The 16425-nt window shown below is 71.2% G+C and carries 12 protein-coding genes; 6 read left to right on the top strand and 6 right to left on the bottom strand.

All coding sequences use genetic code 11. The annotated features are described in order from the left end of the window. Window positions 1-277: 277 nt before the first annotated feature. From ACIBM5_RS12215 to ACIBM5_RS12205, 3 genes are all read right to left on the bottom strand, one after another. The gene (locus tag ACIBM5_RS12215; RefSeq protein ID WP_396006789.1) at window positions 278-1078 is read right to left on the bottom strand and encodes an enoyl-CoA hydratase/isomerase family protein; all 801 of its coding nucleotides are present in this window, start codon (window positions 1076-1078) and stop codon (window positions 278-280) included. Window positions 1079-1155: 77 nt separating this feature from the next. Next, window positions 1156-2679, bottom strand: coding sequence for an MFS transporter (locus ACIBM5_RS12210; protein WP_396006788.1), 1524 nt, complete (start codon window positions 2677-2679; stop codon window positions 1156-1158). 168 nt (window positions 2680-2847) lie between these two features. Then, a complete protein-coding gene (locus ACIBM5_RS12205) occupies window positions 2848-3747 on the bottom strand; it encodes a phosphatase PAP2 family protein (RefSeq protein ID WP_396006787.1) in 900 nt (299 codons plus the stop codon). Window positions 3748-4163: 416 nt separating this feature from the next. On the opposite strand from ACIBM5_RS12205, the gene ACIBM5_RS12200 reads away from it, so the two are divergent. The 4 genes from ACIBM5_RS12200 to ACIBM5_RS12185 all read left to right on the top strand — a co-directional run bounded on the left by ACIBM5_RS12200 (window position 4164) and on the right by ACIBM5_RS12185 (window position 10303). Further along, window positions 4164-4874, top strand: coding sequence for a response regulator transcription factor (locus ACIBM5_RS12200; RefSeq protein ID WP_396006786.1), 711 nt, complete (start codon window positions 4164-4166; stop codon window positions 4872-4874). Beyond that, a complete protein-coding gene (locus tag ACIBM5_RS12195) occupies window positions 4823-5932 on the top strand; it encodes an ATP-binding protein (RefSeq protein WP_396006785.1) in 1110 nt (369 codons plus the stop codon). The genes ACIBM5_RS12200 and ACIBM5_RS12195 overlap by 52 nt, the downstream gene beginning before the upstream one ends. Window positions 5933-6171: 239 nt before the next feature. Further along, entirely contained in the window at window positions 6172-10005 is a 3834-nt protein-coding gene (locus ACIBM5_RS12190) for a multifunctional oxoglutarate decarboxylase/oxoglutarate dehydrogenase thiamine pyrophosphate-binding subunit/dihydrolipoyllysine-residue succinyltransferase subunit (RefSeq protein WP_396006784.1), read from the top strand. 115 nt (window positions 10006-10120) lie between these two features. Next, window positions 10121-10303, top strand: a complete 183-nt coding sequence (locus tag ACIBM5_RS12185) for a DUF6104 family protein (RefSeq protein ID WP_020557400.1) — start codon at window positions 10121-10123, stop codon at window positions 10301-10303. A 72-nt stretch (window positions 10304-10375) separates the two neighbouring features. Here the strand turns inward: ACIBM5_RS12185 and ACIBM5_RS12180 are convergent, their stop codons facing one another. Next, entirely contained in the window at window positions 10376-11260 is an 885-nt protein-coding gene (locus ACIBM5_RS12180; RefSeq protein ID WP_396006783.1) for a DUF4184 family protein, read from the bottom strand. Between the two features lie 217 nt (window positions 11261-11477). Here ACIBM5_RS12180 and ACIBM5_RS12175 point away from each other — a divergent pair, with 217 nt between their 5' ends. Next, complete coding sequence (locus ACIBM5_RS12175; RefSeq protein ID WP_396006782.1) at window positions 11478-12344, top strand: DUF4097 family beta strand repeat-containing protein; 867 nt, start codon at window positions 11478-11480, stop codon at window positions 12342-12344. After that, window positions 12341-13171: a helix-turn-helix transcriptional regulator gene (locus ACIBM5_RS12170; protein WP_396006781.1), complete on the top strand. Its 831-nt coding sequence runs from the start codon at window positions 12341-12343 to the stop codon at window positions 13169-13171. The genes ACIBM5_RS12175 and ACIBM5_RS12170 overlap by 4 nt, the downstream gene beginning before the upstream one ends. 464 nt (window positions 13172-13635) lie before the next feature. Here the strand turns inward: ACIBM5_RS12170 and ACIBM5_RS12165 are convergent, their stop codons facing one another. After that, on the bottom strand, window positions 13636-15225 hold the full coding sequence (locus ACIBM5_RS12165; RefSeq protein ID WP_396006780.1) for an ABC transporter substrate-binding protein: 1590 nt from the start codon (window positions 15223-15225) through the stop codon (window positions 13636-13638). Between the two features lie 54 nt (window positions 15226-15279). After that, window positions 15280-16242 (bottom strand): zinc-binding dehydrogenase, encoded by a 963-nt coding sequence (locus ACIBM5_RS12160; protein WP_391581155.1) that lies wholly within the window; start codon window positions 16240-16242, stop codon window positions 15280-15282. Between the last annotated feature and the right edge of the window lie 183 nt (window positions 16243-16425).

Raw genomic sequence — 16425 nt, 5'->3', positions numbered from 1 at the left:
CCGGCATGCTAAGTACGCAACCCTTCGGGCGACTTGGAGCAATTCGCGACTCGGCAATTTTGCGGCTCCGCCGCTCTCCGCGCGTCGATCACGAGATCTCACCACCTCGGTGGCCGCCGGGCCCGACCAGGCCCCCTCGAAGCCCCTGAAACCCCAACCTCCGCACCAAACGCCACGGGTGGAGCGGGTGGGCACACAACCCAAGCCACCCACATCGCAACCGCAGCCGCCAACCCGAACCGACCGAACCCATCAGGGCCATGCGGCCACGAACATCTCACCGGTGCCAAGCGAAGCGGGGGGCGCGGCGTTCCGTGAAGGCGGCCAGGCCCTCTCGGACGTCGGCCGAGGTGCGGGATTCGGTCTCCCATTCGGCACGCCACGTTGCGAGGCGGGCGGGTTCGGGGGTGATCGAGGGATCCGTGATCAGCAGGTCCTTCGCGGCCCGGATGGTCAACTGCGAGCGGGACGCGATCGTGTCGGCGAAGGCGTAGACCCGCTCGTCGGCCTCGGTCGGATCGAACACGTCGTCCACCAGACCCACCCGCAACGCGTGTGCCGCGTCGATCAGTTCGGCCGAGAACAGCAGGTACTTGGCCGTCGACACACCCACCAGCGCGGCCAGCCGTGCGGTGGATCCCGCGTCGTAGACGATCCCGAGCTTGGCCGGCGTCACTCCGAACCGCGCCGTCGTGTCCGCGAAGCGCAGATCGCACGCCGCCGCCAGCTGACACCCGCCGCCCACGCACGGCCCCTGCACGTACGCGATCGTCGGCTTGCCGAACGTCGCCAACGCCTGCTCCGCGGCCGAGTTCAGCGCGTGATAGGCGTCCGCCGCCTCGGCCGTCGCGTAGTGCCCCCGCAACTCGCGGATGTCCGCGCCCGCCGAGAACACGCCGGCACTACCGGTCAGCACCAACACGCTCACGGCGCGATCGGCTTCCAGCGCCGCCAGGATCCCCGGCAAGGCCCCCCACATCGCGGCGGTCAGCGCCCCACGAGCCTGCGGCCGATCGATGCGCAGCGTCGCGACCCCACCCTCGACCTCGACCACAAGACCGTCGACCCCGGTATCCATCCCGCCGCCCTCTCGCTCACCGACCCACGTCCCGAGCCACGCTACGTGCCACCCCGCCCCGGCCCGTCCCCGCACCCCTACCTCCCCGCTCCCATCCCCGCCGCCCGGTCCCCCGGATCCAGCGGCGGCCCCGCCACATCGCAGCCCATCCGTACGCACGGCTTGGCGCACTCGACCCCCGTCTCGGCGGGTGTGAGGGCCTTGGCCGAGATGCTGAACCAGGCCACCGCGGAGCCCGTGACCAGCAGCCCCGCGCAGATCCACAGCGCGCGGTCGAAGCCCGTGTCGACCACGCCCGGGTCCCGATAGCCGTCGCCCGACAGGCCGACCAGTGCCGGGAGTCCGGCGACGGTGAGCAGGCCCGCCGCGCGGGCCGCCGCGTTGTTCACGCCGCTGGCGATGCCGGCCCGGCCGACGTCCACCGAGGCCAGCACGGTCGCCGTCAGCGGAGCGACCAGGACGGCCAGGCCCAGCCCGAAGATCAGTACACCGGGCAGCACGTCGGTCGCATAGGAGGAAAAGGAGGCGTCGGAGCCGATCCCCAGCAGCGTCAGCAGCCCGCCCGCGCACACCAGGGGGCCCGCGGTCAGTTGCAGGCGCGGGCCGATCCGCCGGGCCAGGTCGCCCGACCTGGCCGAGAGCAGCAGCATGACCATGGTGATCGGAAGCAGTGCCAGGCCGGCCTGCTGCGCCGAGTAGCCCGCCACCGTCTGCAGTTCGAGCACCAGCAGCAGCATGAACGCACCCAGTGCGCCGTAGACGAACAGCGTCACGATGTTGACCGAGGTGAACAGCCGGACCCGGAAGATGTCCAGCGGCAACATCGGTTCGCGCGAGCGCTTCTCCACGAATACGAACGCCACGCCCGCCGCCACCCCGGCCGCGCCCGCGATCACGGCCGGCACGGGGCTGGTCTGCGCCTCCACCAGGCCCCAGGTCACGCCCGCGAGCGCCAGCGCGGCCAGCGCCGCGCCGCTCACGTCGAAGCGGCCCCGGGGCTGCGGGTCGAACGTCTCCGGAACGGTGCGCAGCGCGACCACGATGGTCACCGCCGCGAGCGGCAGGTTGATCAGGAAGACCCAGCGCCAGCTGACCGCGTCCACGAGCCAGCCGCCCAGGAACGGGCCGATCGCACTCGCCACGCCGCCCAGGCCGGACCACGTGCCCACCGCGCGGGCTCGGTCGTCGGCGTGGAACGTGGCCTGGATGATCGCCAGCGAGCCGGGGGTGAGCAGCGCGCCGCCGATGCCCTGGAGCGCCCGGGCGGCGATCAGCGTCTGCACGTTGGGGGCGATCCCGCACAGCAGCGAGGCCACCGCGAACCAGGCCACGCCGATCACGAACACCCGGCGCCGCCCGTACCGGTCCCCGAGCGCGCCACCGAGCAGGATCAGTCCGGCCAGCGTGAGGGTGTACGCGTTGACGGTCCACTGCAATGCCGCGAGCGACGTGTCGAAGGAGCGCCCGATGCTGGGCAGCGCCACGTTGACGACGGTCGAGTCGAGCATGGCCATACCGGAGCCGAGCACGGTGGCCAGCAGCACCCACCGGCCGGCCGGGGTCTTGGCGCGAATGCCCCCGGAGGGGAAGGAGACGGGCATTCGTGCATCATGCCCGGCCGGAGCGCCCGAAATTCGACCCTGATCGTTCGGACGCACACCGAGGTTCGATCACCCACCACAGGACGGATCGACCCGGGCCGCCACTTCGCTCCGTCGACCCCGATCCGGCAGACCCTGCCCGGCCATCCGCCCGTTCGTGGCAGCCGCCTAGCGTGCTATCCGCGGCGCCGGGATCGGCCGGATCAACCCCCGCTGCAGATTCCGGTCGGGTCCGGGCAGCACCGCCAGCGCGAAGATCATCAGCAGCACCGCCACCACGGCGTCCATCCAGTAGTGGTTCGCGGTCACCACGACCACCATCAGGGTTATCGCCGGATGCAGCCAGACCGCCCAGCTCGCCACCCGCCGACCCGTGCCGGCCGCGTGCCACACCGAGGCGATCCCGAGTGCGACCACCACCGCCCAGCCCACGTGCAACGACGGCATCGCGGCGAACTGGTTCGCGATCTTGGCGCCCGCACCGGAGTACGGCGAGTCGCCCGCGTCCATGCCCGTGTCGGTGAAGCCCGGCATCTTCCGCGGCGGTGCCAGCGGAACCAGGATGTGGATGATCAACGCGGCGCCGGTCATCATCGCCAGGATGTTGCGGACCCACTTGTAGTGGTCGCGATGGCGGATCCACAACCACAGCAGGAACCCGACGGTGGCCGGGAAGTGCACATAGGCGTAGTACTTGTTGCAGAAGGTCACGGCCGCGTGCGACTGCATGAACCAGTCCTGGATCGCCGCCTCGTCCGGCAGCCGCAGGTCCTTCTGCATGGTCAGCAGTTGCTTGGCGTTGGAGAACGCGGTGGAGGTCTCGCCCGAGGCCAGACCACGCCCGAGCTTGTACACCCCGAACAGCAGCGCGACCAGGACCAGCTCGCGTGCCGCGTCCTTGAAGGTGCGCATCCGGCGGGCCTTGACCGCCGCCGGATCCGACTCGGCCGTCGGCCGCCCGGCCGGCTCGCCGGCCTTCGTCACCGAAGCCGCCTGCGTGGTCGGCGACGCCTGGTCGAGCCGATCGACCTCGTGGGAGGGACCCTCCGTGACGTTGCGCCGCACCACGCCCCCATGCTGTCGGTTGAATCGGTCGTGCCGTCGGTATCGGTCGTACCGTCGACCGATGCCGTCGGATCGGTCGCCACCCGGGTCGTGGACCACTCCCCGATCGCGCATTCCGGATCACGGAGTGCGGTGTACGGCGGCAACGCTTCAGCCAGGGTAGACGGATCAGGTTAGACCGATCCTCCCCCTGAGGTACCAATCGGGGCCGGCTCGCATGGGGTACCCGAGTCCCATATCGCTCCCCCGGACGTCGTGGTCACCCACCCCGCACACCGGTGGCCGCCGCCTCCCCCGAACCTGCCGGCCACCTCGCCCCGGGCCCCCGGCCGCCCCCGAACCCCCCGACCGCCACCTGCGCTCCGGGCAAGCTCGGCAAGTCCCCCACAAGGCCCGCCGACGATACGTAGGCTGCGGGTATGACCGACCCGACGGGGGAAAAGCGGCTCGTACTCGTGGTCGAGGACGAGCCCATGATCGCCGACGCGGTGGCGGCCCGGCTGCGGGCGGAGGGCTTCGGCGCGCTCATCGCGTCCGACGGCCCCGCGGCGCTGACCGCGGCCACGACCACCCGGCCCGACCTGGTCGTCCTCGACGTGATGCTGCCCGGCCTGGACGGCCTGGAGGTGTGCCGGCGGCTTCAGGCGATGCACCCCGGCCTGCCGGTGATCATGCTGACCGCGCGCGACGACGAGACCGATCTGCTGGTCGGTCTGGCCGTGGGCGCCGACGACTACATGACCAAGCCCTTCTCGATGCGCGAGTTGGTCGCCCGGGTGCACGTGCTGTTGCGCCGGATGGAGCGGGCCGAGGCGGCCGCCCGGGCCGTCTCCCCCGAAGCCGCGCTGAACCTGGGCCGATTGCGGATCGACCGTACCCAGCGCCGGGTCCGGCTCGGGGTGGACGAGGTGCACCTGACCCCCACCGAGTTCGACCTGCTGGTGTGCCTGGCGTCCCGCCCGCGCGCCGTGCTCTCGCGCGAGCAGTTGCTCGCCGAGGTGTGGGACTGGGTCGACGCCTCCGGCACTCGTACCGTGGACAGCCACGTCAAGGCGCTGCGCCGCAAACTCGGCGCCGAGTGGATCCGGACCGTGCACGGCGTGGGCTACGCGTTGGAGGCACCATCCTGAACCTCGCCGACCCCCGCCCCGCGCGGCTGCGGCGCCTGCGGCTGAGCCGCGGCAACCTGCGGCCGCTCGATCGGCTGCGCTCGATCAAGGCCAAGCTCGGCGTGCTCGTGATCGCGTCCGTGTTCGTCTCGACGCTGCTGATCATCCTGGGGCTGCGGGCCGAGGTCCGGTTCCGGTACATGCTCGTGTTCACCTCGCTGGCGTGCCTGGCGGTCACCCTGGTGCTCGCGCACGGGATGACCTCGCCGCTGCGCGAAATGACCGCCGCCGCGCAGGCGATGGCCCGCGGCGACTACTCGCGCCGGGTACGCGCCACCTCGCGCGACGAGGTGGGCCGCCTCGCCGGCGCGTTCAACCGGATGGCCGCCGACCTGGAGGCGGTGGACCGACATCGCCGCGAACTGGTCGCCAACGTCTCGCACGAACTGCGCACGCCCATCTCCGCACTGCACGCGGTGCTCGAGAATCTCGTGGACGGCGTGCAGGAACCCGATCCCGACACGCTGGAGCTGGCGCTCAATCAGACCGCGCGACTGGGTCGACTCGTGTCACAACTTCTCGACCTTTCCCGGTTGGATTCGGGGGCCGTGCCGCTCCAGGCGCGCGAGTTCGCGGTGCGCCCGTTCCTGACCGCGCTCACCGCGGAGAACGGAGCGCTGAGCAGCGACGTCAGGTTCCGGGTCGACGTGCAGCCGGCCGATCTCACCGCACTGGCCGACCCCGAACGGCTGCATCAGGTTGTTACCAATCTGGTGGCCAATGCCTGCCGACACAGCCCCTTCGGTGGCACCGTGAGTCTGCACGCACGACGCGACGAGGGCCCGGGCAGTCTGCGCCTGGAAGTCCAGGACGAAGGGCCCGGGATCCCGTACGGCGAGCGCGGTCGGGTTTTCGAGCGGTTCACCCGTGGCGGCGGAAGTTCGTCCACCGACGGGGGAACCGGACTGGGCCTCGCGATCGCCCGCTGGGCCGTGGATCTGCATGGGGGTGATATTTCCGTAGCCGAATCGAGCCATGGGTGCCGTATCCGAGTGCTCCTGCCCGGTGACCCGACGTAACCGGGTGATCGGTCACTTACTGCACGGGACGATCCCGACATGACGTTCCGTGACCACCAATACGGCGGGAAGCAACAAACGCGACTAAACGGTCAACCGTTTGTGATCTACGCGACGCGGAGGCCGAGGGGCCTGCGCGACACTGGTCAAAGGGCGTAGCCTTGTTTCCCGCTGTCCACCACCCCAGGAAGCGGAAGAGGGCGGTTGCCGCCGTGTCGTCACAGTCCCCTAGCAACCCGATGGCCAGCTTCGGCCCCAACGAGTGGCTCGTCGACGAGATTTACCAGCAATATTTGCAAGATCCCAACTCGGTGGATCGTGCTTGGTGGGACTTCTTCGCCGATTACAAGCCCAGCGAGTCGTCGACGCCGTCGACGTCCGCCGGTCCAGCCACCGTGGCAAGCCCGAGCGGCCCCACACCAGTGAGCAGTACCACGAACAACTCTGGAAGCATCCCCGCGCCGAGCCCGGCGCAACCCCCCGTGACGACGGCGATGCCGTCGAGCGCAGTGGGGACGACGACTCCGGCCCCGGCCCCGAGCCACCCGATAATGACGACCGGCGTACAGGACGCGGCCCCTTCGCCGACTCCGCTCCCGGCCGACACTCCGGCTCCGGCCCAAGCCGCGCCTGCCAAGGTCGCCACACCTGCGACGCCCGCACAGGCACCCGCCGCCAAGGCACCCGCCGCGCCCGCGAAGAAGCAGCCCGCCGCATCCCCCGAGGCCGTCCAGCTCAAGGGCCCGGCGGCACGTGTCGCGATCAACATGGATTCGTCGCTCGCGATTCCCACCGCGACCAGCGTGCGGGCCGTTCCGGCCAAGCTGCTGATCGACAACCGGATCGTGATCAACAACCACCTCAAGCGCGCTCGCGGTGGCAAGGTCTCGTTCACCCACCTCATCGGCTACGCGCTCGTCCAGGCGGCCAAGTCGATGCCGTCGATGAACCACTCCTACGAGGAGCGCGAGGGCAAGCCGTTCCTGGTCAAGCCCGCGAACGTCAACCTCGGCCTCGCGATCGACCTGACGAAGGCCAACGGTGACCGCCAGCTCGTGGTGGCGGCCATCAAGAAGGCCGACGAGATGGACTTCTTCGCCTTCTGGCAGGCCTACGAGGACATCGTCCGGCGAGCCCGCTCGAACAAGCTCACGGTGGACGACTTCGCCGGAGTGACGATCTCGCTGACCAACCCGGGCGGCATCGGCACCGTGCACTCGGTGCCGCGCCTGATGCCCGGTCAGGGCACGATCGTCGGCGTGGGTGCGATGGACTACCCGGCGGAGTTCGCGGGGGCGTCCGCGGACACCCTGTCCCGTCTCGCGGTCAGCAAGACGCTCACGCTGACCAGCACGTACGACCACCGCATCATCCAGGGCGCCCAGTCGGGCGAGTTCCTGCGCCGGATGAACCAGCTGCTGCTCGGCGAGGACTGCTTCTTCGAGGAGATCTTCCGTTCGCTGCGCATCCCGTACGAGCCCGTGCGCTGGGTGCAGGACATCTCCGCGACACACGAGGACGACGTCAACAAGACGGCACGTGTGCAGGAGCTCATCCACTCCTACCGGGTCCGCGGTCACCTGATGGCCGACACCGACCCGCTGGAGTACAAGCAGCGCCGGCACCCGGACCTCGACGTGGTCGAGCACGGGCTGACGCTGTGGGACCTCGAGCGCGAGTTCGCCGTCGGCGGCTTCGCCGGCCAGGCGCTGATGACCCTGCGCGACGTGCTCGGCGTGCTGCGGGACACCTACTGCCGCACCGTCGGCATCGAGTACATGCACATCCAGGACCCGGACCAGCGCCGCTGGATCCAGGAGCGGGTCGAGGTGCCGCACGCCAAGCCGGACCGCGAGGACCAGCTGCGCATCCTGCGCCGGCTGAACGCGGCCGAGGCGTTCGAGACCTTCCTGGCCACCAAGTACGTCGGCCAGAAGCGCTTCTCGCTGGAAGGCGGCGAGACCACCATCCCGCTGCTCGACGCGATCATCTCGGCCGCGGCCGAGGACGGTCTCGACGAGGTCGCGATCGGCATGGCGCACCGCGGCCGGCTGAACGTGCTGACCAACATCGTCGGCAAGTCCTACGCGCAGGTCTTCCGCGAGTTCGAGGGCAACATCGACCCCAAGTCGATGCACGGCTCGGGCGACGTGAAGTACCACCTCGGCGCCGAGGGCACGTTCTCCTCCGAGGACGGCGCACAGGTCAAGGTCTCCCTGGTGGCGAACCCCTCGCACCTGGAAGCGGTCGACCCGGTCCTGGAAGGCGTCGTGCGCGCCAAGCAGGACATCATCGACATGGAGGGCGCCGACTTCCCGGTGCTGCCCCTGCTGCTGCACGGCGACGCCGCGTTCGCGGGCCAGGGCGTGGTCGCCGAGACGCTCAACATGTCGCAGCTGCGCGGCTACCGCACCGGCGGCACGATCCATGTGGTGATCAACAACCAGGTGGGCTTCACCGCCTCCCCGGCCGCGTCCCGCTCGTCCATCTACGCGACCGACGTCGCGCGGATGATCGAGGCGCCGATCTTCCACGTCAACGGCGACGACCCCGAGCAGTGCGTGCGGATCGCGCAGCTCGCGTTCGAATACCGGCAGACGTTCCACAAGGACGTGGTGATCGACCTCATCTGCTACCGGCGCCGGGGTCACAACGAGGCCGACAACCCGTCCTTCACGCAGCCGCTGATGTACGACCTGATCGACAAGAAGCGCTCGGTGCGCAAGCTCTACACCGAGGCCCTGATCGGTCGTGGCGACATCACCGTCGAAGAGGCCGAGCAGGCGCTCAAGGACTACCAGGACCAGCTGGAGAAGGTCTTCTCCGAGGTCCGGCAGGCCACCGCACCGCAGGCCCCGCAGGCGACCCCGGCCGCGCCCGCGGCGGACGTCGCGTTCCCGCGGATCGACCCGACCGGCATCGCGCACGAGACGGTCAAGCGGATCGTCGAGTCGCAGGTCTCGCTGCCCGAGGACTTCGCCGTGCACCCGCGCCTGCAGCCGCAGTTGCAGCGCCGTGCGGCGATGGTCGAGGACGGCACGATCGACTGGGCGATGGGCGAGACGCTCGCGTTCGGCTCGCTCCTGATGGAGGGTCGCCCGGTGCGGCTCGCCGGTCAGGACAGCCGACGCGGCACCTTCGGCCAGCGGCACTCGGTCCTGGTGGACCGCACGTCCGGCGCCGAGTACACCCCGCTCGCGCACCTGTCCGACGACCAGGCCAAGTTCACCGTGTACGACTCGCTGCTCAGCGAGTTCGCCGCGATGGGCTTCGAGTACGGCTACTCGCTGGCCCGGCCGCAGTCGCTGGTGTTGTGGGAGGCGCAGTTCGGCGACTTCGCCAACGGCGCGCAGTCGATCATGGACGAGTTCATCTCCTCCGCCGAGCAGAAGTGGCACCAGCACTCCGGTGTGGTCCTGCTGCTTCCGCACGGCTACGAGGGCCAGGGCCCGGACCACTCGTCCGCACGCATCGAGCGTTACCTGCAGATGTGCGCGCAGAACAACATGACGGTGGCCGCGCCGACCCTGCCCAGCAACTACTTCCACCTGTTGCGCTGGCAGGCGCTCAACCCGCACCACAAGCCGCTGGTGGTGTTCACCCCGAAGTCGATGCTGCGCCTGAAGGCCGCCGCGTCGAAGATCGAGGAGTTCACCAGCGGGCAGTTCCGGCCGGTGATCGGGGACACCACGGTGGACCCGAGCAAGGTCAAGCGGGTGGTCATGTCCTCCGGCAAGTTCCACTACGACCTGGCCGCCGGACGGGCCAAGTCGGGCCGCGACGACGTCGCCCTGGTGCGCGTGGAGCGGCTCTACCCGCTGCCCGTGGCCGAGCTCAAGGCCGAGCTGGAGCGGTACGGTCTGGACCGCTACGGCAAGGACCTGGAGCTGGTCTGGGCCCAGGAGGAGCCGACCAACCAGGGCGCGTGGCCGTTCATCGCGCTCAACCTGGTCGAGTACGGCCTGCCGGCCCCGCGCCGGATCGCCCGTCCGTCGTCCTCGTCGCCCGCGGTCGGTTCGGCCAAGCGGCACGAGGCCGAGCAGCAGGGTCTGGTCGAGGAAGCGATGAGCTGATCCACGGCTTTCGCCGAACCACCGACTCCGCCCCGGCCCGCGTACGATGCGCGCCGGGGCGGAGTCGCGTGCACCCGGGTGCCGTGCACCCTCACACACACCGGAGTCGGAGAGCATGTATTTCACGGACCGTGGCATCGAGGAGCTGGAGAAGCGACGCGGCGAGGAGGAGGTGTCCCTGGCCTGGCTCGCCGAACAGCTGCGCACGTTCGTGGACCTGAACCCCGAGTTCGAGACCCCCGTCGAACGGCTCGCGACCTGGCTCGCCCGGCTGGACGACGACGAGGACGACGAATAGCCGATCCCGAGCGCGGGCCGACCCCCGGCCCGCGCGGCTCCCCCGGGCCCGTGCGGCGGGACCGGGCGCGGTTCAGGCGTCGCCGGAGCGTCGCAGTGTGCGGGTGTGCCACAGGGCCCAGCAGAGGCCGTACAGCACCAGCCCGACCGCCAGGCCGCGGCCGAATCCGGTCGCCGCGTCGAAGCCGAGCACCTCGAAGGCCGGCACCCGCCCGTCCGGGAACGGCAGCAGCGCCCGGGCCGCGCCGAGCGCGCCGACCAGCACCAGCGCGCCCAGTACCGCCCAGCGCCCCGCGACGGGCATCCGCACGCCGGTGATCGGCCGCACCGGCAGCCGGCCCGTCCAGCGCCACGTCCACACCGCGCCCACGGTCAGCCCGACCACGGTGCTGACGTGTTGGAGCAGCACATAGCCCGGCCGCAGGCCGAAGAACTCCCGGCGCAGCTCGGGCAGTACGTGGGCGACGCCCGGGTCGTCGTGGTGCGTCCAGGCGTCCCAGCCGATGTGCGTGAGGCCGCCCAGGACGGCCGAGACCACGAACCAGACGCAGACCGAGACGCTCTCCCGCAGGAACGGCCGGCGGGCCCGCGCGGCCGCGTACAGCCGGCCCGGCAGGCGTGGTCGCAGTGGCTCCTCCAGCGCGCCCCGGATCCGGTCCGGGAGCAGCACGAGCAACGGTCTCGCGAGCAGGTGGAAGGCCAGCACGAGCAGCACGGTGAGCGCGACGTTCAGGCCCAGGACACCCGGCCAGAGTTCGTGGGTGGCCTGCCGGTCGGCGCGCGTCGGCAGGAAGTCCAGGTGCACGAACAGGATCACGTCCGGCGCCATCGCGCCGAAGGCCAGCGCGGACGCGATCAACGGGCCGTGCCGGCCCGCCCCGTCCCCGGCCGTGGTGCCGGTACGGGTGGCGCCCTGTAGCGGCAGCACCGCCACGATGTGGCTGAGCGTGAATGGCATGCGTGGTGCCCCCGGTGGTGGTGCCGTCGGCCCGCGTGCCCGCTCGCGCGCACGCGCGTCACGGGCACGACGCGCGGATGAGCGAAGTCCCTCGGCTTCGAGAAACGTCGAAACCAGACCCGATGGTTCCCTTGACGTTCGGCAGACGCGATATATCGTGAATGACAGAGCTTCGCGATATATCGCGTTCGACACTCCGACCCGAAGGGGAGGGTCCATGTCCCAATGGACGATCGACGCACCACGAGACCTCACACTCGACTCCGTGCGCGTGCTCCGCGTGCGCACGATCGGCGGACTGGTCGACGTGGTGGGCACGGACGGGCCGCCGCGCCTGGAGGTGCACGCCGTCGAGGGGCCGCCGCTCCAGGTGACCCACGACGAGGTGAGCGGCGAACTGGTCGTCTCCTATCCGGACCTGACCGGCAAGCACCTGAAGACCTGGTTCCAGAACGCCCGACGCCGGGCGGACTTCAAGACCTTCATGGCGGACGGCCGCGCGCTCGGCCGGCGGCACGCCGAGGTCTCGCTGGCCGTGCCGTGGGACTGCACGGTGGAGATCGTCGTGGTGTCCGCACACGCGACCGTCTCCGGCATGCACGGTGACACCGCGGTGCGCAGCATCGGCGGCGACGTGACCCTGGTCGGTCTGACCGGCACGGTCGACGCGAACACCGTCTACGGCTCGGTGGACGCCGAGTCGATGGCCGGCGACCTCGGCGTGGTCACCGTGGCCGGCTCGCTCACCGTGATCGAAGGCACCGGCGGCCGGGTCCGGGCCAACTCGGTATCCGGCCCGATGACCCTGGACCTGGACGCGGTCGGCCGCAGCCACGTGCAACTGAGCACCGTGTCCGGCGATCTGACGGTACGGCTGCCGCACGAGGGCGACATGCACGTGGACGTGCGCAGCGCCACCGGCTCGGTCGACTCGGTGTTCGACGAGCTGACCACGAGCGCCAAATTCGGCACCAGCCACGTGAGCGGCAAGCTGGGCGAGGGCTCGGGGCGGCTTCGGATCAACTCGATCGCGGGCGACGTGACGCTGCTGCGTCGCGCCCCGGAGGGAAAGGTGATCGCATGACCCCGGTCTTCGGTCACGGCCGCCTGCGGCTGTACCTGCTCAAGCTGCTCGACGAGAGCCCCCGACACGGCTACGAGGTCATCCGGCTGCTCCAGGACCGCTTCCTGGGCCTGTACGCCCCCTCGGCGGGCACCGTCTACCCGCGCCTGACCAAGCTCGAACAGGAGGGTCTGGTCGAGCACGACGTCGAGGGCGGCCGGAAGGTCTACCGGATCACCGCCGCCGGGCGGGCCGAACTGGCGGCACGGCAGGAGGAATTGGCCCAGTTGGAGGCGCAGATCCGGGAATCGGTCTACGAGCGGGCCCGGGAGATCCGGGACGAGGTGCGCAGCTCGGCGCAGAACCTGCGGGAGGAACTGGGCCGTGCCGCCCGCGAGGTGCGCAAGGCGCCGCGCGCCTCGACCGGGGAGCGCACGGAGCCCGCCGAGGGCAAGCGGCGTCCGATGGCCGAGGGTTGGGAACCGATCTTCTCGCAGAAGATGGCCGACCTCGCCGAGGGCCTGGCGCACAACCTGGTCGACCTGGCCGGCAAGCCCGGCCTGCACGACCTGGAGCGCGAGCTGCGGCGCCGGTTCGGCGGCGCCGACCCCGAGCCCCCCACGGCCCGCGACCGGGCAACCGACGCCTGGGCCAAGGAAACCGACCGAACCGGCCACGCCGGCGACTCCTTCGACCTGGACGCCATCCTCGACACGATCCGCACCGAGGTAGCCCCCCTGGCCCGCCGAGCCGGCATCACCCCCGACCAATTCGACCGAGCCCGCCACATCATCGTCACAGCCCTGAACGACCTCCGAGAGGTCTTCACCGAAGACCCCCCAACCTGACCCACCCCCAACCCCGAGCGCCGGCCGCCCCCCGAACCCACCCGGCCGGCCGGCGCTCGAGGCCAAGCAGCCGGGCCGGCGCTTGAGGCCACCCAGCCCGGCCGGGGCTTGAGGCCAAGCAGCCCCGCCGGCGTTTGAGGCGAACCAGCCCGGCCGGGGCTTGAGGCGAACCAGCCCGGCCGGCGTTTGAGGCCACTCAGCCCCGCCGGCGCTTGAGGCGAAGTAGCCCGGCCGGCGTTTGAGGCCAAGTAGCCTCGCCGGCGCTTGAGGCGAACCCAGCCTGGCCGGCGTTTGAGGCCACTCAGCCCCGCCGGCGCTTGAGGCCAAATCAGCCCCGCCGGCGCTTGAGGCGAACCAGCCCGGCCGGCGCTTGAGGCCAAATCAGCCCCGCCGGCGCTTGAGGCGAACCAGCCCGGCCGGCGTTTGAGGCCAAGCAGCCCGGCCGGCGCATGAGGCCAAACCCCCTAACCCCTAAGGTGCAGCTCCGCCAACCCCAGGCGCCCAAGCCCAAGCCGCCGCGTCGAAACCGACTCGACCCGCCCACTCCGCCCCACCGCCGACTTCGGATACACCGGCGGCAACACCACCGCATCGCGAGCAACAATCTCCCCCGCCACCCGCGTGAGCGTCGCCCGCCGAGCCGTATCCGCCGTCCCCCGAACCTGCTCGACCAGCCGATCCAGCTCCGGGTTCGCGTATCCCGTGTTGTCCGCGCTCGTCGACACCGCCGGAGACAACACCGCGAGCCCGGTCCGCCCGACCGCATACGCCGACCCGCGCAGATCGACGAGCGCCACGTCGAAGTCCCCGGTCCGGCGCCGCGCCGCCCATGTCGCCGGGTCCACGTTCTCGACCGTGACGGTGAACCCGACCCGATTCCACCCCTCGGCCAACACCCGTGCCACATCCCGCACTTCCGCGGCGTCCCCGACCACCGCAAGCAGCGTGAACCGCACGCCGGCAGGCACCGGCGCCTCGCCGAACATCGCGGTCACCCGCTCCGGCTCCACCGTCGGCCCCGCGGTCGCACTCGGGCTCGGCTTGGGGGACGTGGTCGGCGAAACCCCCCGACCGTACGGGGTGTACTCCGGGTCCCACCCCTCGTTGCCCGGCCCCAGCGGCCCCTGCCCGATCACCGCGTCGCCCCGGTACACGTCCTGCGACACCCGGGTCCGGTCCATCCCGTACGCCAGCGCCCGCCGCACCGCGACGTTGTCGAACGGCGGCCGGCGCAGGTTCGGCAGCACCACCAGGTCCGCGGGCCCGCTCGCGGTCTGCACGTACGTGTCGTCGCCCTTGCGCAACCGGCGCACCTGGTCGGGCGTGGGCCGCGGGTACACCGCCACCCGGTGCGCCTTCAGCTCGGCCGACCCGTCCGCGACGGCACGGAACTCGATGCCCTCCAGCGGCACGGCCTTGCCCCGATGGTCCGGATCGCGCCGCAGCACGACCGTTCCCCCGTCCGCGCTCGCGAGCCGGAACGGCCCGGTGCCGACCAGGGCCCGCGGATCACCCAGCGTCGCCCGATGCGGGATCGGCAGGCAGGCCAGGACGGCCCGCAACGCGCCGAACGGCCTGGGCAGCCCGATCCGTACCGTCTGCGCGTCCGGCGCCTCGATCGTGCCGAGCCGACCCGCCAGCCACGGCGCCCAGTCCCCGGCCGTCGCCGGATCGCCGACCCGGCGCAGGCAGTCCACCACGTGCTCCGCGGTGAACGGGTCCCCACCGTGGAAGCGCACCCCCGCGCGCAGCCGGATCGTCCAGCTCAGCCCGTCCGGCGCGATCTGCGGATCGGCTCCGGCCAGCACCGGCCCGATCGTGGTGTCGTCCCGGTAGGTGTACAGCGCCTCGACCACGGGATCCGCGATCCACCGCACCGGCTCGGTCGTGGAGTGCACGGGGTTGAGCACGTCCGGCAGGCGCGGCAGCCCCACGGCGAGCGTGCCGCCGGTGCGCAGTCCGTTGCCGGAGCACGCGGTGAGCAGGCCGGCGGAGGCCACGACCACGCCCGTACCGGCCCCGAGGGCGAGTACGCGGCGACGGGACAACGGCATCCGGCGGTCCTTCCGAGACGACCCGGGCGACGCCGGACCGACGACGTGTGGCGATCAGGCGGTGAGAACGATCTTGCCGAACAGGTCGCCCTCGGCCAACCGGCGGAAGCCCTCGCGCGCCTCGGTCAGCGGCAGCACGGTGTCGATCACCGGCCGCACCCCGCCGTTCGCGCACAGCCGCAGGAGACCGGCGAGCTCGTCCTTGTCGCCCATCGTGGAGCCGACCACACGCAGTTCCTGGAAGAAGATCCGGGTCAGTTCGGCAGCCTTGGGACGGTCGCCCGAGGTGGCGCCGGAGATCACCACGGTGCCGCCGGGCTTGAGGCTCTTCACCGAGTGCGACCAGGTCGCGGCGCCGACGGTCTCCATCACCGCGTCCACCCGCTCGGGCAGTCGCGCGCCGGAGGCGAAGACCGCGTCGGCGCCGAGTTCGATCGCGCGAGCGCCCTTGGCCTCGTCCCGACTGGTCACCCACATCCGATATCCGGCCGCCTTGCCGAGCACCACCAGCGCGGTGGCCACCCCGCCGCCGGCACCCTGCACGAGCACCGTGCCGCCCGGGCGCACGCCGGAGTTGGTGAACAACATCCGGTACGCGGTCAGCCAGGCGGTGGGCAGGCAGCAGGCCTGCTCGAAGGACAGCTCGGCGGGCTTGGGCAGCAGGTTCCAGCGCGGTACCGCGACCTTCTCGGCGAACGTGCCGTCGTAGCGTTCGGTCAGGATCGACCGGGGCTCGTCGGTGCCGAGGCCGCCGATCACCGAGTGCACGACGACCTCGTTGCCGTCCTCGTCGATCCCGGCCGCATCGCAGCCCAGGATCATCGGCAGGCGTTCCTGGGTGATGCCCACGCCCTTGAGGGTCCACAGGTCGTGGTGGTTGAGCGACGCGGCCTTGACGGTCACGGTCGTCCAGCCCGGCGGCAGGCCGCCGTCGTGCCCGGGCTCGGGGCGTTCCCCCAGGCGGAGGCCGGTCAGCGGGTCCTGGGCATCGATGCTCACGGCGGTGACGGCAAACATGGAAGGAACCCTAGCGCCGTGCCGAACGCCGCCGGGCACGGCGCCGGTGACGACGTGTGCGGCGCGCCCCCACCGGCGCGCCCCCCACCTCCACGGGTCCCCGGGGATACGCCTCGATCGGCGAACCGTCGGGGCGGAGCCGTCGGTTGTTTCTCGCTCCACCGGGCGCGGCGCAGATGCGTG

It is taken from the genome of Embleya sp. NPDC050493 (assembly GCF_044458105.1).
Taxonomy (GTDB): domain Bacteria; phylum Actinomycetota; class Actinomycetes; order Streptomycetales; family Streptomycetaceae; genus Embleya.
Note: the sequence above shows the minus strand (reverse complement) of the source record. Positions and strands in the feature narration are given on the sequence as shown.

Bases quoted from the DNA above. Each gene is read 5' to 3' on its own strand.
- ACIBM5_RS12215 (WP_396006789.1), bottom strand. From the start codon at position 1,078: ATGGATACCGGGGTCGACGGTCTTGTGGTCGAGGTCGAGGGTGGGGTC.
- ACIBM5_RS12210 (WP_396006788.1), bottom strand. From the start codon at position 2,679: ATGCCCGTCTCCTTCCCCTCCGGGGGCATTCGCGCCAAGACCCCGGCC.
- ACIBM5_RS12200 (WP_396006786.1), top strand. From the start codon at position 4,164: ATGACCGACCCGACGGGGGAAAAGCGGCTCGTACTCGTGGTCGAGGAC.
- ACIBM5_RS12190 (WP_396006784.1), top strand. From the start codon at position 6,172: ATGGCCAGCTTCGGCCCCAACGAGTGGCTCGTCGACGAGATTTACCAG.
- ACIBM5_RS12185 (WP_020557400.1), top strand. From the start codon at position 10,121: ATGTATTTCACGGACCGTGGCATCGAGGAGCTGGAGAAGCGACGCGGC.
- ACIBM5_RS12180 (WP_396006783.1), bottom strand. From the start codon at position 11,260: ATGCCATTCACGCTCAGCCACATCGTGGCGGTGCTGCCGCTACAGGGC.
- ACIBM5_RS12175 (WP_396006782.1), top strand. From the start codon at position 11,478: ATGTCCCAATGGACGATCGACGCACCACGAGACCTCACACTCGACTCC.
- ACIBM5_RS12170 (WP_396006781.1), top strand. From the start codon at position 12,341: ATGACCCCGGTCTTCGGTCACGGCCGCCTGCGGCTGTACCTGCTCAAG.
- ACIBM5_RS12165 (WP_396006780.1), bottom strand. From the start codon at position 15,225: ATGCCGTTGTCCCGTCGCCGCGTACTCGCCCTCGGGGCCGGTACGGGC.
- ACIBM5_RS12160 (WP_391581155.1), bottom strand. From the start codon at position 16,242: ATGTTTGCCGTCACCGCCGTGAGCATCGATGCCCAGGACCCGCTGACC.